The sequence below is a fragment of the Mesorhizobium oxytropidicola genome (assembly GCF_056174625.1).
This window is the reverse complement of sequence record NZ_JBWBWK010000003.1, coordinates 169,319-193,826: the sequence shown is the minus strand read 5'-3', so window position 1 is coordinate 193,826 and position 24,508 is coordinate 169,319. Positions and strand designations below refer to the sequence as shown.

Here is a 24,508-nt window from a genome sequence, read left to right as displayed (position 1 = left end):
TCTCGGCGCCGTGAGCCTCCATAAAGGTGACGAAATCCGACAACCGTCGAGCGGGGCCATGATACTTGTATCCCAATCCCTGGCGCATGCCCACATAGCGCCCGAGCGCTGTTCGAAGACGGTTCATTGGACACCTCCCGGCCAGGGCAGGCTCAGTTCGCGCAACTTCTCGATGTCGAGCTTGGCATAGATCCTTGTGCTGTCGATGCTCCGGTGACGAAGCAACTGGCCGATCTCAGCAAAGCTGGCCCCCGACCGCAGCAGGTCGGTCGCAAGGCTGTGGCGGAAGAGATGCGCGCCGTGGTGCGCATAGCCGTGAATACCCGCCCGCTCGAAGGCCTCCTTCGCGATCATTGCAATGGCGCAGCTGAGGCAAAGCCTACGTGCGGAGCAAGCATTCGTCCGGGGCGGCATAAAGGCTTTTCGCTCGGTCTTGAGCGAGGAGAAGAAGCTCTCCATCGCAGCGTTGTCCCATACGTTGCCCGACCGGCTCATTGAAAAGGTGATGCCGTGGTCGGCCATCATTATCAGTCGCTGGAACTGCTCGCTCGTATATGCGGCGGCGGTCTATCGACAAGTCCTGGCAGACGCCATCTGCTCGGATCGATGGGACGCAAGGGGAGCCGAAAGCTTCATGAAGACGCTCAAGGTCGAGGCCGTCTACCGATGGCGTTCGAAACCTTCGAGGACGCCACCGAGCATCTTCTCACTTCATTGACGAGGTCTACAACAAGCAAAGGTTACATTCGGCGCTGGGATATCTCAGCCCGCAGCAGTTCGAGAATCAACATATCCGGCAGATCGGTCAAAACGCCGCCTGATAGATGTCCGCCCTCAGGGGCGCACTCCAAGGTGGTGAGTTGACCATACCCGGGGGATTTTGACCGACCCACGGGGGCGCACCGCCGGAAAGAATGGTGAACTTCGCGACCGACTTCGCGGGAGATTTCGCCAGTCAGAGCCGCAGGAGCTGTCACTGTTCAAGCCCAGCGCGGGCATCGGGCATGACGGCTTGGTTTCGGCCGGGTCGCCTTGCGCGCTGGTTGTAGCGGCTTGCGGCCCTAAAGATCGGCACGGCGGTAGACCGAGATATGACGTTTGGACCCCTCCGTAAATTCACCTCTGGCCCAATCTCCCCACCGTTCCGCTAGCTTCAATCCTACACATTCGGCCATGGTGTCGAGTTCCTGATGATAGACGTAGCGAGCGCGACCAGGCAAACTTCTGACCGATGTACCGGAAAACCAGAGGAGGGTTGAGACCACGTTCTGGCTTAACGGATCGTGGATATCCGCGGTGACAAATGTATTCTCATGATCGACGAGCGTAGTAGTAGTTTTCTGGCCGCCGACGAAATCACCGATGGCCGGAACAGGCAATTCTATCACTAGATTCCCCTCATCATGTAACGCCTTCGCGGCAGATCGGAGGCAGCTTATTTGCGCTTCGCGGGTAACAAGCATCATCAACGTATGATAAGCACAGTACACTAGATTGTAGCGTTGCTCCGATGTGAAATTGGCCATGTCCGCCTTCCAAGCCTTGATCAGATCGGTACGCTTCGCGTGAAGGTTCAACATGCTATCTGAATTGTCGATACCTTCGACCCTGACGCCCCGCTCGCTCAATGGCACTGCCACGCGTCCGTCGCCAATACCGAGTTCAAGCGCACTCCCTCCCCTGCAATATCGCTCTAGAAACGCGGCCGTCTCGTCTGCTTCAGCGGCTCTGCCGCGGATGCTGTTGAATTTTTCCCAGATTGAAGCCCAATTCTCGTTATAGGCGACATCATCAGACATGCTAAATTCTCCAGTTTGGTTTTGCTCTGCTTTTATGCGCACTAGTCGAATCCGGTTGCACTCCACGCCACGGAAGTTCGGTAGTTTTCAGCCAAGCTGCATGGTTCGCCGCTGGCCTGAGCCATCGACCAATCTGAAAGGTTTCACGGAAAAGTGTAGCCGTTGAACTGAGCGCAGGTCTGGTGCCCCCGTGATCTCCAAGCGAAATCATTACCCCAATGGCTCCGTGTTTGAGCGAATAGTCAACGTTCAAGAAGCAAGAGCCATACCAAACCAGAAAGCATGTTAATTCAACGAGTCGGCTTTTCGTTTCCCGATCCAACCTGTTCGCTGCGACGCAATTTCGTCAGGGTTCCGACAATGAACAAGCGAACTGCTCCCCGACAATAGATCGTGCCCGCTGAGATGGTGTAACTGACGGCATCGGTCGAGCTGCTCTGCGGTAGGGCGGGATGATCAGCGTGCCACTGCCGGCGGGCTCATGAGCGGATCATCACTCATCTGGCTGATGGTCTCAAGATGGGGTCGTCTAATCGCGATCGTAGAGTCAAGTCCTTTATAGTTTCTGAGACGCGTATGCCGGGTGCAGGGTCGTCTTCGCGGTCGACATCGGTCGCCGCATGATGGAGCTTCGCGGGAGGAGCCTTCAAATGTGGACGACGCACTCTGCTGAGCCAGCGGTGCACCCCATCAAAGCGGAATGGCTCTGCCCACGTCCCGGCAGGGACGTCTCAGCGCGCTCGGGGACCGAACGCTATGCCTAGGCTATCACGCTGTGGCCCGGCGGTCCGATCGAAGAACTCACCGGCCTTCAGCATCGCGTGCATCGTCACGGCCAGTTTGCGGGCTACGGCAACAGCAGCTCGTTTGAAGCCGATCCGCTCGCGGAGTTTGAGGCCCCATGTCCGCAGGGCGCTGTCGGCCGAGCTGCGGGTCAGGATCACCGTGGCGGCTTCGTAGAGAAGCCCTCGCAAATGACGATCGCCGCGCCGGGATATGTGGCCATCATAATCGACCTCTCCTGATTGGAGCGGCGGGTCGTCAGACCAAGCCAGGCGACAGAGCGGGACTTCTTGAAATTGTTGGGATCTTCAATGGCGGTGACGAAAGAGGTCGCGGTGATCGTGCCGACGCCAGGGATCGACATGAGGAGCTGACACGCTTGGCTTTGGCGCGCAGCAGCGACAAGCTGGCGTCCGAGCTCGGTGGCACGGATGCGCATGCTGCGCCAGGCTTCCAGCATCGGCAGCACGATAGGGGCGAGCCCGTCCTGATCGACAAGAAGACTCCGGACATTCTTTTCGAATGTGCTTCCCTTGCCCGCGGGAACGAGCAATCCAAATGTCTTCATGAGCCCCCGGATCTGGTTTGAAAGCTCGGTGGTGATCCTGACCAGCCGGGTGCGTGCCGCCACCAGGGTGCGGGTCAGCATGCTGTCGAACCCTTTCACCCGCACCTCACGAAAGAACCCTACTTCTGCAAGATTGGCCAAACCGTCGGCATCGTTCGCGTTAGTCTTATTCGCGGCCATGTCCAGCGCTGCTTTGGCATGGCGAGCATCGATGCAGATCGCTGGCACCCTTTCCGAGCGTAGCGCGTGATAGAACCAGACGGAAAGGGGCCCAGTCTCGAACACCACGCGTTTGGCGGCTGGCGCCCGCTTACGGATAAGCTCGGCAATGATCTTTGGATCAGAGGCGCACTTCCCCGCGGCAGACGCGCTTGCCTTCACGTCGGATCGACACCGCTGTCTCTTTCATCGACACGTCGAGACCGATATATTCTTCCATGGCTGTTCTCCATCTGATGCTTGGGCCCGGCGTCAGGTCGTGAGCCCGTATTTCCATCTTATCGGGGAACAGCCACCTTCCAAGGATATGATTGGTTCTCTGGGCGACTCGCTCCCGCGATTACCCCTTGTGGATGTCAGCCTTCTCGGATGGCATCGCAACGTGCCATGCCCGAGGAGAATGATATGACCTGAAAACCTCTCTCAGCGATCCAGCAGGTTAAACTTCTGCCCTGTAAAGTCGCAGCCCGCCAGCCCGAAACGAGTCTTATGTGGACATCGGCAACGGCGCTCATTGAAGCGTAGACAGCGAATGCGGTGATGTAAGCCGCGAAATGCGAACGTGATGACGCCTCGGTGTGCACACCGGGGGCAGCACCCGAAATGCCGGTACTGGTGAGGAAATAGAGTCATCCGGGGTCTGGGACCGCCGCACAATCACGGGACGAATTGCCACGGAACCTGGGAGGTCTCGCAATTGCCGAAGGGGTATAGCCGGAATATGGAGTGCCGGCTGATCCAAAGGGGCCAGGCCCAAAGCCCGGGGAGCGCTACAGCAAACACGAACAGGCAGGACCCCGCGGACCCTGGACTGGCGAAAACAAGAGCCGAAGGGCATGCGGTGCGGGAAGTCGGAGCGCCCTCATAGTACCGTGGAAAGCGGGGAACCGTAGCCAGCATAACCCGGTCGAGGGAAGGTTCTGCTCATGATGCCTTACTTGCTAGGGCAATGACATCATGGGACAACGACGTTATTTGGGTCGTGTAATCGCACCCCGTCACGCCAATTTCGATCTTTTCTTCGATCCACGATTGTTTCATCGTAGGCTTGGCTGGTTGGTACATGCCTTCAACTTCGATCCGCCCCTATCGACCGTCCATGGGCAATATTACCACAGATCTCAGCGCTGTTGCTACTGTGGGCCTCGATCTGGCTGCCTCATTGGCTTGGAAGCGTGTGGCTCGGCCCACCACTAGGCTCGCGAACTCATGAAGTTCGGTCATGACGTGCGGCTAATGTCGCCAGCCTATGTGAAAGCTTACGAAGCGCCAGAAGAATGATGCCGCTGATGCAGCAGCCATCTGCGAGGCGGTGACGCGCCATTTGATGCGTTTTGTGCCGGTGCGATCGGTCGGGAACCAGGCGGCCCTCATGACGACCGCGAATAAACTCGGCCGTATCGCCTTCGCACTCATGCGCGGCCCGTCCTCGGTCTCGGTGACGCCTATCACTTGAACCCGCCGCCTACACCGATTCCGATGTCATCGCCGCGGTCCCATAGGAGGTAGATCAGCGCGTGCATGCGGCCGACCTTTTTTAGGGTTTGACGTGCTCCGATGAGAAGCCCTTTTCGATCCTGGCGAGTACGTGATTGAGCGCCGTCTTCAGTGCATCGGCTCCTCCATGCTTTTCAAAGTCGGAAAGGACTTGTTCGTTCAGTCCGCCCCTAGTTGCGAATGCACGACTGAGTTCGGCGAAGGCAACTCCGGAGGGTGCCTCCAGGGCGGTTCTCGAGAGTTCGGAGAACAAAGGTAGGAGATAGGCCCTCGACTTGTCTCTGGACAGCCCCTTGCCGGTGACCCATTCCAACGCCCCATTCATGATGCCGAAATAGGTCGCCATTAAGGAACTGGCCGCGGCAAGCAATTCGTACTCCCTGCCTGAGTCACATTGCACGATGCTGCCCAGCACCTTGAAAATTGCCGCTGTCTCACGATCCCGTGGATAGATTGCGGTGATGCCCCTGCGCTCTGCGACGAAGGGCAGCGGAATAGTCTGCGTCAGCCGCACGTCCGAGCCGATCCATCCAAGAAGTGTCGTCCGGTTGGTCGCGGCCATCACGCTGATCACAGCTTGGCCAGTTCGGAAGGAGAGGGAACGGACGACGTCTCTTGCGATCTGAGGGCGAACCGCGAGAACGATAGTGTCGCAGCTTTTGACGATTGACTGATTGTCGGTCGCAACCGTCACCGCCGCGAAATCCCTGGCGAGTTTGGCGGCAATCTCGGCGTTACGCGGGGATACCATGAAGCGCGACAGGGCCGCCGGCTCCCGGAGCAATCCTCGCACAATGGCATCGGTGATGGTGCCGGTACCGATGAACCCGACTTTCTGACCACTCATCTCCTACTTCGCCGCGACAAGAGGCCCAAGGGTGACGTCGCTCGTGTAGTTCGCGCGCATGAAGTTGATGAAGTTGGCCTGAAACTGGCGCGTGTCGGCTTGCACCAGATCGTCAGCCAGGTCGACGTTCATCTCTCTGATCGCCTCAAGCATAAAGTCGAGCTCCTCGGTCAGACGGCGCCCATCATAGGTCCGTTGCAAATATTCGAAATGCAGGTAGAGCATCCATTGGTTTTCCGGTCGCATTGCCTCATAAAATGAGGCCAGATACGGATTCTTCCCTCCATGCACGATTGCCTGGTGGAATTTCTTGTTGCCTTGCGACATCTCGAGATGGTTTCCAGTGCTTACCGCCGCCTCAAAAGCCTTCTGGGGCTTGGCGATCGTCTTCAGATCTGTTTCTGTACGCAACGTGGTGGCTAGCCACGTATTCATGCGCCGTGCGATGTCGAGCGCCTCAACAATATTTGGGAAGGTGTCGACTCTCGATGCCCCACAATCGTGCTGCGATTGGAGAGCGTCACGACGTGCCCCCCCCGGGCCAGCTTGATCGAGGATTCCCCCAACGGTAAGCGCGACATGTCGAAACGATCGGCTTCGAGAAGCTGACCAGGGGGCAGCGTCAGGGCGAGCGGCGAGAAGCCATCCACCCCCAACGTGACCCTCGGATAGACGGCGCGCTTTCCGCAACGATCTGGCCCGTCTCCGCGGACGTCCAGGCCCCCCGCCTCGAATAACTTCCACGCGGCGACAATGATCATCTTCATCTCTGTCTTGATGCCTGGGCATCACTGTTGTCCCTATAGCCGCCTGTGCTCTTTGCAGATCAGCTGACACCTGTCGACGGGGCGCAAAGAACCCGCAAGGTGGGGCGCATCATCAGATCCTTCCGTGGATCGAACGATTGTCGCCATCTCCCTCATAACCCATACTTCCGCGTTCAACCGCTACCGACAAGATGCGCCTTGTCCACTCCGCAATTGTCGCGCCTTGCCCGAACCTGATTCTTTATGCCGCAATGCTTCGCCGATTGAAGATGTGGAAGCAAACTGCCGTCGAAAATCTGACCGAGGTTCTTTGCGACAAAATCGGGAGCGCCGTTCTCGTCTTGACGCAACTCGTCGCTGTTGTTGAGGCCAGTGGTTACGAGAAGTGCGTCGAGCCCGGCAGCTTTTGCGCCCTTGATATCAGTATCAACCTGATCGCCGACCATCAAAAGACGGTCGGTACCGGCCCGAGCGATGCACTCTTCGAAAATCGCTCTTCCTGGCTTGCCCATAATCTCTACTGAGATTGGAGGAGCTCCGAAGGGCGCTAGTCCAGCTTGAAGCATTGGCCCAATTATGCCTGGTCCAAAGACGAGCGTACCGTTTTTGCCAGGATAAATGATGTCCGCGTTTGCCGCTATAATACGGGGCATTTCGCCCGTCTCGATCAGTCTGCGTCGAAAAGTGGACAGGATGTGATCGGCCCCTCGTTTAAAATCGAAACCTTCGTCATCGAGCACTACGAGCGTGTCGAATGTCTCGACCGTGTCAGCGCAATGAAGATTTGGATGCTTGCCGAAGATGTCATGCGCGGCCTGTGCACTGCCCACATACGAAACTAACCGCCCGGCCGCCAGCTCTTCGAGTACGCGATGCCGCGCAACACCTCCCGCTGACACGATACGGTCGACCGCCGGAATCGGAAGTCCCGCGCCGCGGAGACGCGCTAATATCGTTTCACCCGATCCACTGCTGATATTCGTCACGATGTAGTATGGCTGACCGGACGTATTAAGTCGGGCCAAGATATCAGCAGCGCCAGGCAGGGCTTCATTTTCGCTGATCAGGACCCCGGTCGCGTCGAAAAGTATCGCGTCATAGCAATCTGCCAGTGTCTGGGGAGGTGGGCTTTCGAGGGCCGCGGTTTGAGGACAAGCTGATTCCGCCCTTGGCTGAACCGCGCGCGCCTTAGAGGGCGGAAAATAGCCGTGACGCACGACCACTTCGGGTGGTATGCTGGCCTCGCACGTCTCGCTATACGCCCAAGCCAGCCACTCGCATAAGATCGCCAAGTCTTCTGCCTCGACCGTGGGCCCCGCCCATATCCGGAATCCCGGGGGCGCGTCACCGTAGCTCCAGATGTCAAAAGCCGCGCCTTCGGCTTCGAGTAGACGGATCATCTCCGCAACGATTTTGCCGTCGTCCTCTTTCTCGCCGGCAGCGTGGTGCTCTCGCACAAGCCGAAGAGTAATTGAACAGGTGGAGCGTGCTGCCGGATTGGTGCAAGTCCAATCGATCCAGGGAGTAGAGTTCACCCAGTCGTCCATCACAGCATAATTATTGGCAACCCTTTTCAGAAGTGCTGGTAGTCCACCGCACGCTTCGGCCCAGTCGAGCGCGGAATGGATATCCTCGACGGCGAACATGCTGGGGGTTGAGATCGTGCGGCCGCCAAAGAACGCCTTGTTTACAGATCCGTCGGCGTTGTGCAGTCTCATGAGCCTGGCTACGGGCTTACGTCCGCTGGCTTTCAACCGTGCCTGGGCCCGAGGCGAGAGTGCGATCATGCCATGGCCGCCTTCGCCCCCAAGCGCCTTCTGCCATGACCAGCACAGAACATCGATCCGATCGTAGTCGATGGGACTCGTAAAAGCTGCCGAGACGGCATCTGCGATCACAAGCCCGGCACGGTCAGGAAGGATCCAGTCAAGATCCGGTGGACAGACGCCGCTGTTGGTGCCGTTTAGCACTAGAACGATGTCGTGAGTGGCGTCGATCCCGCTCGTGCTCGGAAAATCTCCGAAAGCACAAATGTGCCGGCTTTGCGGGGCAAGCGCTAACGTATCGATCTCATTTGCCCAATACTGCGAGAAGTTGTCTGACAAGAATGTCTCGACTGGAGACGGGCCAAGCAGATTTTGTAAGGCCATGCTGCAGGCTCCAGTGCCTGAACCGGGCACGATTCCGCAGAGCCAGCTATCAGGCAGTTCTAGCAAAGAGGCCATGCGCCTGATTACTTCTCCAAGCCTTTCTGCTCCCTCGGGGCTCCGGTGACTCCGTCCAATATAGCGCAGCATAGTTGGGTGCACGTTCCAACCGGGATGTTTACGGCAAGGGCCTGATGAAAACCGTGGATCGGACGGGAGGACCGATGGTTTCACTACCGCGTTTGGCAGGGTCATGGCTTCCTCCAAGTTGGGAAATGAGGCACCTCGACAGAGATATCTGCGATCAGGCGATGTCCTGCGCCATTAGAGCCGACAGCTTTTCATCGGCAAAACTCATCCGTTCATCGGCGCGAAGTTCCGAGAGGCGGCTGATGATCGCGGCCTCAGACAAAGCCCCGCCTTCACAAAGCTTTTGAACATAGGACGGATGGATGAAGTTTGAGCCCGCGAATTGATATGCCGCGCTGCTGCCCCAGCCATACCGTTTGCGAAGCGGATCGAAGTGACGCAAGACGTGCTCGATGAGTGCCCGTTCCGTGGATGTTTCGAGGTGAGTGAGAAGCGGTAGGAGCTGCTCACTAGCCGTATTTCCAGCGCCCCGGCCCATGCCGCCCATGGTGCAGTCTATCCAGGTCGCTCCCGCCGTCGCGGCGGCCACTGAATTGACCAGAGCATATCCGCGGTTGTCATGGCCATGGAATCCAATGTCAGGCTCAATTCGGTCCGCAAACCGGCTGATTAATTCCTGAACGCGGGTCGGCTTCATAGAGCCAAAGGAATCGGCAATATAAAGCACATCGATGGTGTCGATCTGCGTTACCTCCTTCAGGCACATTTCAACTTCTGCAGCATTTGCCGCATCGAGCTGCATAAGATTCAAAAACACACGGAAGCCCCTGCGAGACAACTCAGCGAAAATGTTCCGGCAGGCAGCCAAGTTGCTGTAGTGCGCCGCCACTCGGACGGTGGTGATATGCCCTGGCTCTAGTCCTTCTGTCAGACGGGTCACGGCAGGGGCTATAGGCAGTTCGCTCGCAAGCACATCCTTGGCATCGATCATCACGCAAGCCTTGACCAGGAGACCGGCAGCCACCTGTTCGGCCTTAGAACTCGTCACACTGGCGAAATATCCGTGGCTCTCAGGCTTTCCGACGAGCCCCAGCTCGATCATGCGCACCGGGAGAGTGTTGATAGTAGCGACATAGTTCGACACCAGTTCCGGCGCGAAATCCCAATTTGTGTAGTAGCCACCGTCGCGCAAGGTGCAGTCAAGAAAGTTCACGTCATCTGGTATTGTTTTTAACATTGCCCAGCTTCCTCGAAATACCGCCGCAACATCGAAGCATCTTCCATCAGCTCGCGGCATAGCCCCCATCGACATAGAGAATCTCGCCTGTTACGAACGATGCAGCTGGGCTCGCGAGGAAAATGTACGGCCCGAAATACTCGGATAAATTGGCGCGGCGTCGCATTGGAGTGAATTCCATTGCGCGGCGCTGATAAGGGGTATCGAGATCAGGATGCACCCATGCATGAAGTTGTTGATGAATCCAGGTGCGACGGCGTTTACACGAATACCCTTATCGGCCCATTCTACCGCCATGGTGCGCGTCAGTTGATTGACGCCCCCCTTGCTCGCAGCATAGACAGCCAAGCCCGGTATGCCGAGCGAACTGGCGACCGAAGAAGTCATGATGATGCTGCCGCCGCCTTGATCCAGCATTGCTTGGCCGGCAAACTTGGCGCAATAGTAGTAGCCACGCAGATTGGTATCGACGATTTCGTCCCATTCCCGCTCTTCATATGACTGCGCTGGCTTAATGATGTCGGTACCTGCATTGCAGACCATCACATCGATCTGCCCAAACCGGTCGACCGTGCCACTGATCAGTGCCTTGCAATGCTCGTGCGACCGCACATCAGCGCTGATAGCCGTCACGTCGATTCCTTGGCCCGCAAGTTCGGCCTCTGCTTCGGTCAGCTCTTCAACATTGTGCGACGAAAGGACTATCTTGGCGCCCAACCGTCCAAAACAGGTAGCGAGCGCCTTCCCTAGCCCGCGGCTCGAGCCCGAAATGCAGACCACCTTGCCATCAACTCCGAAGAGCTCCTGGTATCCTTCTGCACCAATTGCAGCGTTGCGATTTGTATCAGACATTATAGATTACCCGCTATTATTTTGATTTAGTTCAGGTCAAGGTGACGTCGTCGATAGTCGGAAATGGTGTGATCGACCAATCGATCAAGTCGACGGCACGCCGAAGTATCGCCTCTGTGCGCGGAAGAGTGGATGAAGCGGCGATGACATGCCCCAAGCAATCTCGATAGTCGCCTTTTCTGACAATGGGCATCTTGGGTTCAACATAAAACTTGACCTCAGCAACACCTGATACTGCGGCCGCTTGATCGTTCCCGGCGATCCAATCAAGGGTGCCATCGCAATCAGCAATTAGGAACCGCGCGGCCGCAAAGTGCGAATGCCTTCTGCGCAAATCGCATTTGTCGCCTATAACAAGCTTGATGTGCTCGGTGATGAGATCGACACCGTAAGCCAGATGAACCATTTGCGGAGTGGGCGAGCCATGAAGCCGCGGATTGACTTCAATGACGACCGGACCACGCTTCGTCCACCGGAATTCAATGCCCGTTGGCCCCCAGCCAAGACCGAGAGCTCGCAAACAGCTCAGCGAAACATCTGCGATACGTTCATGCTCGTCATCACTCAGCGGTGCCGGGTAGGTTTGCCAATGATAAACGAAATGCGGTGGAGGGCCGAAGTCACCGGTGCCAATCCCAAAGACCTCATTCCCCATTATGTCGGCCCAATAATAAGGGCCTTGTGCGAATTCTTCGACCAGTATCCTCGGCGCAGACCGCCATGTGTGCTGCCCGCCCAACAGATGTTTCGTATGTTCGGTCACCTCATCGGCAGTGCGGCACAATCGGACACCGACGCTGCTGCTGCCCACCGCAGGCTTAACTATCACCGGCAGTCCGATTTCCGCGGCAGAACACTCTACCTCCGCTGCATTGGCCGCCAAGCGATAAGCAGGCATCGGAACGCCTGCGGCCGCGAGAAGTTGGCGCTGGGTGTACTTATCGCAGCATTGTTCAATAGCTCCCGGGTTCGGCCCCGGAAGATCGAAATGACGGCAGAGCTTGCCAACTGTCGCATACACTGAGTCCAGAAGGCCCGTAATGCCAGCGATTTCATAGGTCGCTCGGAGCCGGGAACATTCGCGGATCAGCGCATCGAGATCGTCTGTATCAACACGGATTGTCTCAGCCTCTTTCACCCCAAAATGGTCATACCGAGTTGGATCATCCGAAAGGGTAATTGGCTGGAGGCCAAGACGCTTAGCGGCCTGGACGTAGAGCAGACCCGAGCCCATTCTTGTGCCTCCAACTAAGATCAACGCTCTTGCCATTGCTAGGGACCTCTTCTGTTCGTGCCGTGCGGCGGTCTGAAGATTGTCGGCATCTTTCTAGCCTCGCTGGACCTTAGACCTTGCCCCGAGGCTACCATCGTCAACGATTTTGCGGCGTTAAGAGTCTGCGAACCTTTAGTTCGAGTTTTGTTGCAACGGCTGCCGTTCAAACTTTTGAGTGCGTCTTTCCAAAAACCGGACAGAGTTGTGACGGGAACTCGGTCGTGACGGATTGAGGAGAGCGGGGCATCGAGGCGGGTGATTGAAGCCTTGCCAGAACCTCATATAAGGCGGGATTAAGTCAAGTGAATGCATCAGGACGAGACCGGTCATTTCTCCGGGGTCACGCGGCGCGAAGTAGAGGCGGTTTGGGCTTGAACAATGAATGCATCTGCGTCTCTGACTGTCGAAAACTCGCGCGAAGTCGGTCGCGAAGTTCCCATTCTTTCCGGCGGTTCGCACCCCATTAGCAATGTGGGCTCCATGCTGAAACCACCGCATTTGTTGCTTTTCACCATACGTTTGGCGACCAGCGAGTTGACCGCCGACTCGGCAAGGGTGGTAGCGACCCGAAGGACGGCTCGGCAGCGTTTGCCGCAGTCGGTCGCACCGCGGTTCGAACGGACAAGGTGACCAGTTGCGATGTCAGCACGCGAAGACGCGCGATCGAACTTGCAACGGAAGCAATCGCTTAACAAAAACCTGGAAACCTGGAGGTCTCGGATAGCTCGATCCAAGCATCCGTGCCGCAGTCGCCACTTCACCGCTCTGTGTCATGGTCAATCTTCAGGGCCGCGCCGACGCCTTCAGCCTGGGATCGAACCATGTAATCGGCGAGTTGCATGGGCTTGATCTTCATGGCGATGTCGAACCAGTCGATGATGTGGGCCGTCGGCTTCGGCATGGCGGGGCAGCCGCTTGAGAATTTCAGCACCGTCCGAAATTACTGTTACGTCGCCGAAAGGCGTCCCGTCGGATATATTCCAAGGCACGATGCGTGCTCCGTCCGGGCCTGCACTCATAGGAGACATGCCAGAACTGCGCCTTGAAGATTGGCCTCAGAAGTATCGTCGCCGCGCCTTGGACGACGCGATCCTTGAGGGAATGCACAGGGGTCGGAATAGCCCTGGTTTGCCGGCCTTGGAGATGAGCTTGCGCGGCGCGGGACCTGGTCATTATGTGTCGGAGCGCAACTCGGCCTGAAGCCCTTCGAGGAAGCCTTGCTCACCGATCCTGTTCCGGATGCGGCCCACGGTCACCCCGTCGATCCGGGCTGTGCGTCGGCCTTTGGTTCGAGGCTACGTCGCAGGGCGTGACGCAGCATGCGCAGGTCGATTACCCAACCCCACATATCCCGACAAGCGTCTTCGGGATTTGCCTTGCTCCACTGGTAGAGTTTGCGCTGAACGCCAAGTACCCAAGCCTGGTCGGCCCGGTGATCCATGTCCACGGATCACTCCTCTACCCAAGTCGACCGTCTTCCTGCTTTCCCCCCGTGCACGGCTTCCCCGCGCTCTGACAACTACGAAAGTTTTGCCCCTTGGTGTCGTCCATTTTCCGGCCGTCGCGGCGAGCCTAGTTCCGCGCCGGGCAGACAGTCCAAGTTCCAGTGTTCCGACTTCAACCTTGGCACCTTAATGTCGCGATGCTGCAATATTGTTCTAACAATAAATCACATTCATCCGGTGATTTCAATGCTATCTCCCCAAACCTGCTCGTCAAACCCGAAGCGAACAAAAAACTGCAATATTTGGAGACTTGCATAAATAACGATTATAATCGCCGCGGCTCCAATCAATGTCGAATTATACACACTATGCGAGAGTAGACGATGTTGTCTCTGGTGCGACCTCCCGACGTTGTATTGGAAATAGATCTGGCAGCCGTTCGAACTAACTTCCAAAACATCTCGACGTATGTTGGGAATCAGGTAAGGGTTGCCGCAGTCGTCAAAAGTGACGCGTACGGACTTGGTCTTGTAAACATTGCAAGGGCGCTGATAGATAGTGGGTGCAATCTACTGTTTGTCGCTAATTTGGACGAAGCCATTCTTCTAAGATCTGCTTTTAGCACGATTGCGATTGCGGTTTTTCGCGACGAGTTCGACAGGTTTGGAACATTCTATCGTTCGCATGGACTGATACCTGTGGTGAATAACTGCAACGAATTGAGTGCTGTAAGCAAAGCCGGAGAGGCGCAAACGTACTTTCTCAATGTGGAAACTGGATTTTCTAGGTTTGGGCTAAGCATCGGCGATGTCCGGCGCGAGTATCTGCTGCGCACCTTCGAAAGGTGTCCTCCTTCGATAGTGCTCAGCCACCTCGCATGTGGCGAACGCATTTGGGACGAGACGAACGTATTGCAAAGGGATCGTTTTCAGATAGTCTATGATCTTCTTAAACCCACATGCGGCAGTCTCGCTGCCTCCGCCGGGGTATGGCTCGGCAAGTCCTACCACTTTGACATGGTGCGTGTGGGATCGGCACTGTACGGAATCAATACCGCTACCGTCCAGGTAAATCCCCTGCAAACTGTGGCCAAGCTCAGAGCACGAATACTTGATGTGCGGACCGTCCAGGCGGGGGAGGCTGTTGGCTATGGTGCAACGTTTCGTACGATCCGGACCAGCCGCATAGCAATCGTCGGGATCGGATATAAGCATGGCCTTCCATGGTCCTGCGCGAATAAGATAGTCGTTAAGTTGGGCGAACATTCAGCGCCGTTAATAGGAAGAATATCCATGGAATATATGACTATTGATGTAACGGACGTTCCCGGATGGTGCAACCCGGGTACCTTTGTGGAATTGCTATGCGACGACTTCACCGTTAATGACCTTGCAGCGGCCGCTGGCATCAATCCACAGGAGGCACTGACGCGGCTTGGTGCCGGTTGCACGCGGAAATATCTTAATTTATCCTCTCCGACTGCGGCGTTCACAGCAAACCCGCCCGACGCAGGCGAAGACTAGCAGCCGAGAGCAACGCGCGTTGGAATCAGTTGTCGCACTGCACTTAAATGTAAGATTGCGCCGACCTCTCGCGACCACTGTACCTAATCATGAGATTCAATGCCCCTGAGTCTCAATTCACCTGCAGTGGCTGAGAGTTTCTCGAAGCTGACATGCCGGCGCCGATTGCAACGAATCGCGTGTAATGGGGACCAAGCGTTTGGCGCTTGAGTTCGGAGACTAACGTGGGCCCTGCCTGATAGACGATTGAGATACCAGCGAGCAGCGCCGTGCGAAGTCCGATAGGCAAGATTGGTCTTGCAATCGTAGGTCTTGGGAGACCCTGTTCGGCTACAAGCTCATCGAAACCATGAACGACGGCGCCAAGGATGGTGGAGTGACGTATCGATGCCTGATGACGGGAGGGCTTTGGGCATCGTCTGATGAGCAGTAATCGGGCGATATCGATTGGCGATACCCCACCGACAGATGCTGCCCGCAGCGACTGATCGATGAGCTCCTCGCCATGGACGGCATTTACCCAAAGATCCTCGAACGGCGATGACGTGCTTGCGACGGCAAATGCCCCCTCCCTCGTCTCTTGCTGCCGTTGTCTGCAAACGGGACAGGTTATCCGCCAACCCTCGATCCAGCTTCGCTGTACCGCAGTTGCAGCTCCTCGCAATCTGTTTTGCTCGGAGCAGGCGACGCAGCATTGAATGACGCGTGGCGCGACGAGCCGCGCTGCCGATTGTGGGAACCCAGACGTGGTCATTGCCAAGATTGTCGAAGATTGGGATCGAAACAGCCTTGCAATTTGAACGGCGGCGGTTGGCCCCAGGTTTGTATCGGTTTGCCGCAAAGATGTTGCCTCCGGAATGGCATGGCGAAGCATCGTGAGCGGCGGGACGCCATAGAAATCGGCATGGCGCGTGATCCATGACGACAGGAGCTCATCTGGGACGGGTTTGAGAATGACTGAAAGCGGCCGTGTGCCGTTGAGCTCTCGGATCATGCGTACGCGGTTTCGGTAACTGGCGGCCGCCAACTTTCCACAGCTTCATCGGTGATATGCTCTAAGCCGCTCTCGATCGACTCGGCTGCCAGGCTCGTGATCGCCTGGAAAATATTTGCAGTGATGCCGCCGCTGATCTGCAGAATTCGGCGTAAAGATTTCGGCGTTAGCACCGTCGCTCGGCGAAGCGGCATATTCCGCAAAATGGACGAAACTAGTGCTTCGAACTGTTCGTTGGCCGCCCACCTATTCAAGGTCAGCTCGCCGATCGGCGGGCGAGCTGTACGTCGCCACTTATCGCTTCGCGCGCTTCGATAACACCGAAGCAAACGAGGGAGATCTGAAGCCGATTGCTGAGAAATCGCAGCGTGTTCAGCACGACCCGCTGTTCGCGGTACGAGCCAGCGAGAATGTTATGTACTTCATCGATCACAAGAACGTGGACGCCGACCGTTTTCAGAAGCCGCAACGCCGCTTGCTCCATCTGCACGATGTCGGCGCGGGGTGCCTGTGGCGCGCCAAGTGCAGCCAGGATGCCGGCATATAAACGGCGCTCACCTGGCTTCCCGGTCATCTCGATTGCCAGGACCGGTATAGCCTGTACGCCGGTGGTCGGATCAAAACGGGAAGGGTTGTTGTCGCAGAATTTTTCCAGGATCATCGTCTTGCCCATACCACTGTCGCCGTAGATGGCCACCGAGGGCATGCGCGTGCCGCGAGGATGGTCGACCAGCAGGTTGAGACGATCGAGCGCCTGCTTGGCGCGCGGATAAAAAATCCAGCGGCGAGCCTGAATTGCGCGAACTCGCACGATATCAGGCTCGCCCAGGAGGTCTTTGGCCGCCTGCGTCAGATGGACGGTATCCGTGCTCAAAGGGGCTCAATCCAGATCTTCAACGGAGGGAACAGGTTTGCTTGAATCGACGCCCCGAAGCGAGCCCACTTCATCGTCATCCACATTCGTTTTCGCAAGCCGCAGACGCCCTTGTGTCTTGTGTTTCGCCTCCTCGATCAGTTCGCGCTGCGAAAGCGCAGTACGAACAAGGACGTGCATGTCAATTTCGCGTTTGCCCTGGGCGTTGAGTTTGCGCCGGGCAGCCTGCGCCTCCCACAGCGTAATGGGCGCGAGCGTCACATCGGCATAGCGAGCCTCAACAAAGCTGCCGGAGTGACGCCTAACAAAAACGCGCGACAAATCGCGGGGGTCGTATTTCACAATCAGGCGGGTCTTGGCCCGTCCGATATCGGCGGCCAGGGCGGGAGACCAGTAGCGAATGTTGAAAAGATGGATGCCGGTCGGACGCAACGTTCTCTCTGCCTCCGGTAGGAAGGAGATCCAGAATTGCATACGATCGTTCGGCAGGCGCAATACCAACTCGCTCTCCTGCTGCCGCCAGACCGCAATCGGTGGCCGACGGAGTGCGCCATGGATAGCATGATGGTATTGCCCAACGATCTCGAGTGCGATGTAGCGCTCAAGCTCTCGAAGCGTCAGTGTCGCATGGCGTTTGGCATCGTACTCGCGCCGTTCCTCGATGTTGCTCGAGGTCGATCCCGGCAGCAGGTGAACCGCGCCCATCTGCGTGCCAATCAACCGTTCGATGTGGCCGCCGAAATGGGGCGTCCCCGGCGGACGCCAATCGATCTGTATGCCGTTGTCCCGGCAAGCACGCTCGAATGCATGACTACGAAAATCCGCGCCGTTGTCGACATGTATCGTTCCCGGCAAACCGGCCACTGGCCACGCTTCATGGATACCCCTCTCCTGCAACCATGGCGTCTTGTCGAATACTGAGTGCAGTATGCAGAGGCTTGTTGATAGTCGCGAGGGCGCCTCCATGGTCAGATAGAGGCCCGTCACCATCCGAGAAAAGATGTCCAACGCTAGTGTCAGCCAAGGCCGTCCGAGCGGCTGACGCGTGTCTTCGTCGACAACGAATACGTCAACTTTGGTATGATCGATTTGAACAAGCTCAAGCGGCCGCGACGCCGAAAGGGCACCTGGCGTGGCCGTTGTAGCTTTGACGACCTCGCTCTCGCCGCGCTTACGCCCCCTCACCCGTAGATCGACCTCTTCAACCCGGGATTTGATAGTGCGCCAGTTTGGTGGAGCAAGGCCGGCCGCTGCGCAGGCGATTTGGACCTGGCGAACCAGCTGCGCGAAGGACGGGCGCGTCGGCTTGAGATAAAAGCCTTCAATCGTTCGTCGCACGAGGGCTTCTCGATCTTTGTCGAGGGCGCGATGTCCTTCGCGCCGACCGCGCTTGCGGTCCATCAATGAACTTACAGTGCCACCTGCTCGAAACAGCTTTATCATCCTGTAGAGAGTGGCCCGGCTGAGGTCCAGTTCCCACGCCAGATCCGCTACAGCCTGCCCGCTCAGGCCTTTTGGATAGCGCTCCACCAGCTTGCGGATTGCCTCTTCGCGCCGGCACGCCTCGTTCCAACGCGCTCGCTCTCCGTAATCATCATTGGTGTCGTCGCCCATGCCGCCTGCGAACAATTCAAGCTAACGTTAGACCGTCTAAATCTCACATTAACTGCAGCGCGCCAAGCGCGAATCTCAAATTAAATGCAAATTCTCAATTTAAATACAAGGCTAAGGGCTTGATATCATTAGGCGAGAAGTCTCACCTTTAAATGCAGCGCGACAGCGTCTTCGGCACCTTGACGTTGTCGATGATCACCGTGCCGGACAGCGTCGTCCGCTGCCCGAAGCTCGACCAGTCGTCGATGACAGTCAGGCCAGGCGCCCCACGATCGGCGATCGCATACCAGGCGCGGCCCTCGTCATCGAGCGCCACGATCGGCACCAGATGCGCCAGCAGCGCGCCTGACGAATAGAATTTCTGGCCCTTGACGATGACATGGTCGCCGGCGTCGGTGAAGCGGGTCTCGAAATCAGCCGCGCGCCTGGAGCCGAATTCGGAAAAGGCGTTGCCGAAGCGGATGCCTTTCAGCACCTCGGCGAAGAGCAGCGCCTGCTGGCCCTTGTCTGAGACGGTGCGGATGGCCGCGACGACGCCGAGATGGTTCTGCGCGATCTGGCCGATCGAGGAATCGGCCGCCGAGATGATCTCGATCACCTTGGCGAGCGTCGCGTAGGATACTTCCGGGCCACCGAAGGCCTTCGGCACGTTGATCGACCACAGGCCGCTCTGGGAGAATTGATCGAGTTCGGCCACGGGCCAGACCCGGTCGCGGTCGCGCCGGGCTGAGTCCTTGACGAATTCGGCGGCGAGCCTCTGGGCAACTGCGATCGCCTCGGCGTCGTCCTTGATGATGTGCGCGGGCTCGGCAGGCCGCGCAACGGGTGGCAGGGCGGCCGCGGCCCTGTCGGTCTTGACGTTGGACACAGTCATTTCATTCTCCTTCGTATTTAGGTTCAGGCGACGGCATAAAGATGGACAGATGGCGCAGCGGGCGAAGGCTGCTGGCCGAGATAGAAGGCACGCACATCCTCGCGCCGGCGCAGTTCCGCCGCCGGTCCCGACAGGACGGAAACCCCGTTCTCGAGCACGGTGGCGTGGTCGGCATATCCGAGGGCGACAGCCGAGTTCTGCTCGGCGACCAGGATCGACAGGCCCGACTCCTGGTTGAGCTTCTTCAGCGCCAGGAAAATGTCCTGGACGACCAGCGGCGCGAGCCCCATCGACGGTTCGTCGAGGACCAGCAGGCGGGGCCGCGACATCAGCGCACGGCCGATCGCGGTCATCTGCTGCTCTCCGCCCGAGGTCAGGCCGGAAAGCGTCCGACGCTTCTCCTTGAGGCGGGGGAAGAAGCCGTAGATCCGTTCCAGGTCCTGGTTGATCTCGGCGCGCCGGCCGCTGCGGCCGATGCCGCCCGAAACCAGGTTCTCCTCGACGGTCAGGCTCTTGAAGCAGTGGCGGCCCTCCAGCACCTGGACAAGCCCGGCCCGCACCGCCAGTGATCTGGCCGCGCTCGGCGGGAAGCAGGTTGGAGACCGCTTTCAGCGTCGTGCTCTTGCCGGCGCCGTTGGCGCCGAGCAGCGCCAGGATCTGGCCGCGCCTGATCTCGAAGCTGACGCCGTGCAGCGCGGTGATGGCGTGGTTGTAGGTCGCATGAACTGCGTCCACGGCAAGAATGACGTCATCGTTCGGCATGAGCTCTTACTTCCCGTGGTTCGAAAACCGAAAAAAGGCCGGGCGTCGCGGGGAAACTGGCCGTGACGCCCTGCTTGGATTGGTCAGTTGGTGGTCACGGCATCGGCGTCATCGGCTGTGCGCAGCTTGATGCCCTTTTCGGCGGCATAAGCCTCGGCCGACTTCTCGATGATTGGCCGCAGCAGCGCCCAGTCCGGCGCGATCCAGTCGGAAACGACGTTCCACTTCTTGCCGTCCCACTGCTGGAAGGTCACGTAGCCTTCGCCTTCGTGATTATCCCAGCTGACATTGATGGAGTGGAACAGGTCCTTGGCGCCGAGCGCTTCGACCTTGGCGTCGAAGCCCCAGCGCACTTCGTCACCCGTCAGCGTGCGGTGACCGAACTTCTCCTGCGCGATGCGGATGGCCTCGACATTCAAGATGCCGTTGACGATGCCGAGGTTGTGGTAGACCGAGCCGATGCGCGACTTGTCTTCCAGATTGCCCTTGCCGTCGCCGTAGACCGTCTTCACGATCTCCTGCACCACCGGGTAGCTGTTGCCGGAGGCCTGCGTGGTGATGGCGGTGTAGCCCTTGGCGGCATCGCCGGCCGGGATCACGTCCTCTTCCGAGGTGCAGCGCGACAGACGGATGCCGCAACGACCGATGGAGTGCACAACTTGCGGCCTACGGCGTCCGCGAAACCGTCCGGGGCTTACCGCGCGACAAGCGATCCGACACCGACGCTCAGCGCTACAGTCGTTGGTCTATGCCCCCCCTTCGCCAGAGCGGCCCCTTGTATCAAGGGCGAATATCAATTGGTGTGATAACCAACTTCTAGACAAACTGTATATTTTAGTAAGCCGAGATACCTGCCATCGTCCCCCCGAGAACAAGTCACTAGGGGTGCGCAGCAGGGTTACTGATGGCTCCCTCCAACTCTAGCTCCCTACCCCGCCTGGAATGGAGGCGTTCCGATGGAGGCGGCATGCTGCTGACGAATGCAGTTGCGTCCTTGATCGCAGTTTTCCGGTGCTCGCGCTGCCAACGCGGTGACAGCGTGGCGTCGCGGCTAGGGTAGCTTCCGTGCCGAGTCTAAAGCGGCGTTTCGGTGGCTTGCTGAGGGAATGCTATGGGGAAAGCCACATATGTCCGGGTCGAGTGATCTTGGTGATGAAAAGCGCCAGGCCGAGCTTTCAAGCTTTGTCATGAAGGAGGTGCAGCGCATTCTTGCCCAGTGCGATGAGGCGAGGCAGGGTGAAAAGAGTGCTGTTGCGCCTTCGGGTTCTCCTTCCAACGATTTGACTGCCGTGGCCGCCGAATTTCTTGGTAGGCTCGAGGCAGAAGCAGCGCGACGTCTAAATGCCCAGGCGTGTGAGATCGCTTCGCGACCCCGGCCAACCGACCATCCACTCGGGCATCCGATTCCGAAAGATTGCCCGGGAGAAGGCGCGCGCATTGCAGAGTGGGCCGGTCCAGTTGCGGGGTCGACGCATCTCGAGAGACGTTTTGGAATACCGCGGTCCACGCTGCATTGGTGGCAGCGGCACAATGATGTGGTTGCCTTTCGGAGAGGCTCCCGCAAGCATGTATTTCCCCTGGCTCAGTTTATCGACGGCAGGCCTATGCCCGGAATCAGGCAGGTCCTTTCCACGATCTCCGATCCCAGATTGGCTTGGCTGTGGCTGATCAGCCCCTCGCCTCTTCTCAAGGGCCGCGTTCCTCTCGAATTGCTCAGAGAAGGTATGGACACAGAAGTTGTCGCATCGGCCGCCCAGGCTATTTCTCTGATTGGATCTATCTGACGATTTTCCGGACGCTGGTGGCTGCTTGCGTACATTTTATACGCGCGCAAGCAGCCGATGTACCAATTGTGCGATTTGTGCAGATGTATAGTTGTCCAATTTGTGCAAGTAATACCGACGATTTAGTGGTAAAAATGCAACTGATACTTCGTTATGTGGCTGGCAAACAAAATTTGAACTTGCACTAATTCGCCCGGTGAATAGCGTTCGAGCAGGGAAGGATGCATCGCGATGCGCATCTTTTTCGATCGTGGGGACAGGGAGCGGTTCGTCCATCGACGTCCTCGCCCTTTTCAAATCAATGAATGGAGATCAAATATGAACATCAAGAGCCTTCTTCTCGGCTCCGCTGCGGCCCTGATCGCAGTTTCCGGTGCGCGCGCCGCCGACGCCGTCGTCGTCGCCGAGCCGGAACCGGCTGAATACGTCAAGATCTGCGACGTCTACGGCGCCGGCTACTTCTACATCCCAGGCACCGAAACCTGCCTGCGCATCGGCGGCTACGTCCGCTACGACATCAGCGCTGGCGATGTCGGCAGCTTCGATGGCGCACGCTCGACAGACGTTCTCAACGGCAAGGACCAGGGCACGTGGCACAAGAATGCCCGCTTTGACCTAAGGACTTGGACTGGCCAGGAAACCGAACTCGGCACTTTGAAGACATACACCGAGACCAAATTCAATTTCGGTAATAGCGCCTATTACGCTGGCAACGACGGCAATCCCGCCCACAACAAGGGCGCTACGCTGAGTTTTGCCTGGATCCAGCTTGGTGGACTCCGCGTCGGTTTGGACGATTCGGCATTTGATACGTTCATCGGATATGCCGGCAACGTTCTCAACGACACCATCGTTCCGTACGGCGATTTCTCCACCAACGTCATCCAGTACAACTTCGACGCCGGCAACGGCTTCTCGGCCATTGTCTCGCTCGAAGAAGGTTCGGTTGACGGCAACAATGTCTTTTACGTTGGCACGATCGACAGCTATATTCCGCATGTCGTCGGCGGCGTGAAGTACACGCAGGGCTGGGGCGCCATCACCGGCGTCGTCGCCTATGACAGCAACTACGAAGAGTGGGCCGGCAAGGTTCGTGCTGACTTCAATGTGACCAGCGAGCTGTCACTGTTCGCCATGTTCGGCTACGGCACCGACAACAACTCGCTTGCAGTCGCCAGCGGCCGCTCCTTCTACAAGCAGTGGGGCGGCCATTGGGCGTTCTGGGCTGGCGGCACCTATAAGTTCAACGAGAAGACCGCGTTCAACCTCCAGGTGTCGGGTGACCAGGACAAGAACTATGGCGTGGCGGCGAACGTTGCCTACACTGCCGTTCCGGGCTTCACGATCACGGCTGAAGTTGACTACGATCACTTCGGTCACTTCAACGACGGCACCCCGTTCGGCAACTGGACCGCTGCCGACAAGAAGAACAGCGTCGGTGGCCTCCTCCGCTTCCAGCGCTCGTTCTGAGGATTGAAGGACCGGGTCCCGGCCGCTCGCGGCGGCGACTACGAGCCTTCAATTTTGCGGCTGTGAGGCTTGAAGAGGTTGTCGGCGGATTGCTTGATCAAGGACCTCCAATCCGAGCATTTCGTCGATGAGAAGGGCGCCTGTTCCCGGGCGCCCTTTTTTCGGCTCTGTTGCAAACTCTAAGGTGGGCCGCGAATTGTAGGCGTACCTCGCCTGTCGTTTGCGCATCATGTGGATCACCGGTTCAGTCGCGAACTATTCGACAAGCAAATTCAGCCATGACGGCACTTCAGTTTCTGAGCCCGTCTTGAAAGGCCGTCATTTCGATCAATCTGTCATCCTTACTGTGCGCTGGTACCCTTGCCTACGATCTTTGCCTTCGCGACCTGGAGGATGGAGCGGTTCAACCGGCGCAAGCGATCCCTTGGGCAGGCATTATGGATCAGACGTACAGCAGAGTCCGCAGACGATGGATGTATCTCTTTACCTAGTTTTTTGCACGCCAATCCGCATCGCGAGGCGCCGTGCAACGCGTCCTCGGCCGCCGCGGTTGTCGCGCCGCATGTGAAGAAAGTGGTGATCGCAAACCCCAAGCAGGTGCGCATCATCGCACATGCCAAGATAATGCCAGCGTGCTGGCGCAGCTCTACGCCAGCGGCTGCTTGCCAGAAGGTTGGATTCCGGATGAGCCGACCCCAGCCTGCGCCGGTGACGCAGCGTCAGATGGTCCAGCAGAGATCGCGATTGAAGAACGTCATACATCGATTCTTCATGGCCACTTGATCCCATCCTGCCCGCATGCCGACCTGTCCGGCGCCGAGGGCCGATCGTGGTTGAGCGGGCAGATCGTGCCGGAAGACGAGCGCCTTGCGATCGATCGGCATCTGCGCGAGTTCGACCGATTGGGTGAAGACCTCCAGGTTATCAACGCGATCTTGCTCGCTCGGCTCTCGCGAATGGACGGCGCCCGCAACGGCATCATCCCTCGTGAGAGGCGCGCCAAGATCTTCATCGACGACGGCAGAATCTGCCTCAGCAACAACGCGGCCGAAAGAGCGCTGCGTGGCATTACAACGACCGATTCATACT

Annotated in this window: 15 protein-coding genes and 12 pseudogenes; 8 read left to right on the top strand and 19 right to left on the bottom strand. The window is 57.8% G+C overall.

Annotated features, from left to right (window positions below; all coding sequences use genetic code 11):
* Positions 1–123: 123 nt before the first annotated feature.
* The gene (locus tag AC0V8S_RS40335) at positions 124–354 is read right to left on the bottom strand and encodes a tyrosine-type recombinase/integrase (RefSeq protein ID WP_475439484.1); all 231 of its coding nucleotides are present in this window, start codon (positions 352–354) and stop codon (positions 124–126) included.
* A 63-nt stretch (positions 355–417) separates the two neighbouring features.
* Positions 418–555 (bottom strand): annotated as a pseudogene (locus tag AC0V8S_RS40330) (IS3 family transposase); the annotation flags it as partial.
* Between the two features lie 52 nt (positions 556–607).
* Between AC0V8S_RS40330 and AC0V8S_RS40325 the strand changes: the two are divergent.
* Positions 608–821: pseudogene (locus tag AC0V8S_RS40325) on the top strand (IS3 family transposase); the annotation flags it as partial.
* 240 nt (positions 822–1,061) lie between these two features.
* Here the strand turns inward: AC0V8S_RS40325 and AC0V8S_RS40320 are convergent.
* On the bottom strand, positions 1,062–1,799 hold the full coding sequence (locus AC0V8S_RS40320; protein WP_475439483.1) for a class I SAM-dependent DNA methyltransferase: 738 nt from the start codon (positions 1,797–1,799) through the stop codon (positions 1,062–1,064).
* 731 nt (positions 1,800–2,530) lie between these two features.
* Positions 2,531–3,589 (bottom strand): annotated as a pseudogene (locus AC0V8S_RS40315) (IS110 family RNA-guided transposase).
* A 935-nt stretch (positions 3,590–4,524) separates the two neighbouring features.
* On the opposite strand from AC0V8S_RS40315, the pseudogene AC0V8S_RS40310 reads away from it, so the two are divergent.
* Positions 4,525–4,741 (top strand): annotated as a pseudogene (locus AC0V8S_RS40310) (IS110 family transposase); the annotation flags it as partial.
* A 165-nt stretch (positions 4,742–4,906) separates the two neighbouring features.
* On the opposite strand, the gene AC0V8S_RS40305 reads toward AC0V8S_RS40310, so the two are convergent.
* The 8 genes and pseudogenes from AC0V8S_RS40305 to AC0V8S_RS40270 form a co-directional block, all read right to left on the bottom strand.
* Positions 4,907–5,713: a pyrroline-5-carboxylate reductase gene (locus AC0V8S_RS40305; protein ID WP_192384585.1), complete on the bottom strand. Its 807-nt coding sequence runs from the start codon at positions 5,711–5,713 to the stop codon at positions 4,907–4,909.
* A gap of 3 nt (positions 5,714–5,716) precedes the next feature.
* Positions 5,717–6,369, bottom strand: a pseudogene (locus tag AC0V8S_RS40300) (FCD domain-containing protein).
* 284 nt (positions 6,370–6,653) lie between these two features.
* Complete coding sequence (locus tag AC0V8S_RS40295; protein ID WP_475439482.1) at positions 6,654–8,630, bottom strand: HAD-IA family hydrolase; 1,977 nt, start codon at positions 8,628–8,630, stop codon at positions 6,654–6,656.
* A 301-nt stretch (positions 8,631–8,931) separates the two neighbouring features.
* Complete coding sequence (locus tag AC0V8S_RS40290; protein ID WP_475439481.1) at positions 8,932–9,954, bottom strand: beta/alpha barrel domain-containing protein; 1,023 nt, start codon at positions 9,952–9,954, stop codon at positions 8,932–8,934.
* Positions 9,955–10,000: 46 nt separating this feature from the next.
* Entirely contained in the window at positions 10,001–10,120 is a 120-nt protein-coding gene (locus AC0V8S_RS40285) for an SDR family oxidoreductase (RefSeq protein ID WP_475439480.1), read from the bottom strand.
* Between the two features lie 119 nt (positions 10,121–10,239).
* Positions 10,240–10,806, bottom strand: a pseudogene (locus tag AC0V8S_RS40280) (SDR family NAD(P)-dependent oxidoreductase); the annotation flags it as partial.
* Positions 10,807–10,837: 31 nt separating this feature from the next.
* Positions 10,838–12,040: an ATP-grasp domain-containing protein gene (locus AC0V8S_RS40275; RefSeq protein WP_475439479.1), complete on the bottom strand. Its 1,203-nt coding sequence runs from the start codon at positions 12,038–12,040 to the stop codon at positions 10,838–10,840.
* A gap of 796 nt (positions 12,041–12,836) precedes the next feature.
* On the bottom strand, positions 12,837–12,980 hold the full coding sequence (locus tag AC0V8S_RS40270) for a hypothetical protein (protein WP_192384581.1): 144 nt from the start codon (positions 12,978–12,980) through the stop codon (positions 12,837–12,839).
* Positions 12,981–13,907: 927 nt separating this feature from the next.
* On the opposite strand from AC0V8S_RS40270, the gene alr reads away from it, so the two are divergent.
* Entirely contained in the window at positions 13,908–15,047 is a 1,140-nt protein-coding gene (gene alr / locus AC0V8S_RS40265; RefSeq protein WP_475439478.1) for an alanine racemase, read from the top strand.
* A gap of 112 nt (positions 15,048–15,159) precedes the next feature.
* Here alr and AC0V8S_RS40260 read toward each other — a convergent pair whose 3' ends face one another.
* From AC0V8S_RS40260 to AC0V8S_RS40230, 7 genes and pseudogenes are all read right to left on the bottom strand, one after another.
* Entirely contained in the window at positions 15,160–16,041 is an 882-nt protein-coding gene (locus AC0V8S_RS40260) for a TniQ family protein (RefSeq protein ID WP_475439477.1), read from the bottom strand.
* On the bottom strand, positions 16,038–16,295 hold the full coding sequence (locus AC0V8S_RS40255; protein ID WP_475439476.1) for a hypothetical protein: 258 nt from the start codon (positions 16,293–16,295) through the stop codon (positions 16,038–16,040). The genes AC0V8S_RS40260 and AC0V8S_RS40255 overlap by 4 nt, the downstream gene beginning before the upstream one ends.
* Positions 16,296–16,297: 2 nt before the next feature.
* Positions 16,298–16,915: a TniB family NTP-binding protein gene (locus tag AC0V8S_RS40250; RefSeq protein WP_475439475.1), complete on the bottom strand. Its 618-nt coding sequence runs from the start codon at positions 16,913–16,915 to the stop codon at positions 16,298–16,300.
* A gap of 6 nt (positions 16,916–16,921) precedes the next feature.
* A complete protein-coding gene (locus tag AC0V8S_RS40245) occupies positions 16,922–18,529 on the bottom strand; it encodes a transposase (RefSeq protein ID WP_475439474.1) in 1,608 nt (535 codons plus the stop codon).
* A gap of 166 nt (positions 18,530–18,695) precedes the next feature.
* Positions 18,696–19,403 (bottom strand): annotated as a pseudogene (locus tag AC0V8S_RS40240) (acyl-CoA dehydrogenase family protein); the annotation flags it as partial.
* 23 nt (positions 19,404–19,426) lie between these two features.
* A pseudogene (locus AC0V8S_RS40235) lies at positions 19,427–20,165 on the bottom strand (ABC transporter ATP-binding protein).
* Positions 20,166–20,248: 83 nt separating this feature from the next.
* A pseudogene (locus tag AC0V8S_RS40230) lies at positions 20,249–20,776 on the bottom strand (type 1 periplasmic-binding domain-containing protein); the annotation flags it as partial.
* Positions 20,777–21,292: 516 nt separating this feature from the next.
* On the opposite strand from AC0V8S_RS40230, the gene AC0V8S_RS40225 reads away from it, so the two are divergent.
* The 5 genes and pseudogenes from AC0V8S_RS40225 to AC0V8S_RS40205 all read left to right on the top strand — a co-directional run.
* A complete protein-coding gene (locus AC0V8S_RS40225) occupies positions 21,293–21,949 on the top strand; it encodes an antitoxin Xre/MbcA/ParS-like domain-containing protein (protein ID WP_475439473.1) in 657 nt (218 codons plus the stop codon).
* A 318-nt stretch (positions 21,950–22,267) separates the two neighbouring features.
* Positions 22,268–23,419: a porin gene (locus AC0V8S_RS40220; protein ID WP_475439472.1), complete on the top strand. Its 1,152-nt coding sequence runs from the start codon at positions 22,268–22,270 to the stop codon at positions 23,417–23,419.
* 307 nt (positions 23,420–23,726) lie between these two features.
* Positions 23,727–23,904, top strand: a pseudogene (locus tag AC0V8S_RS40215) (IS6 family transposase); the annotation flags it as partial.
* A 31-nt stretch (positions 23,905–23,935) separates the two neighbouring features.
* Positions 23,936–24,381 (top strand): annotated as a pseudogene (locus AC0V8S_RS40210) (IS110 family RNA-guided transposase); the annotation flags it as partial.
* Positions 24,361–24,489: pseudogene (locus AC0V8S_RS40205) on the top strand (IS66 family transposase); the annotation flags it as partial. The pseudogenes AC0V8S_RS40210 and AC0V8S_RS40205, both read left to right, overlap by 21 nt.
* Positions 24,490–24,508: the final 19 nt, after the last annotated feature.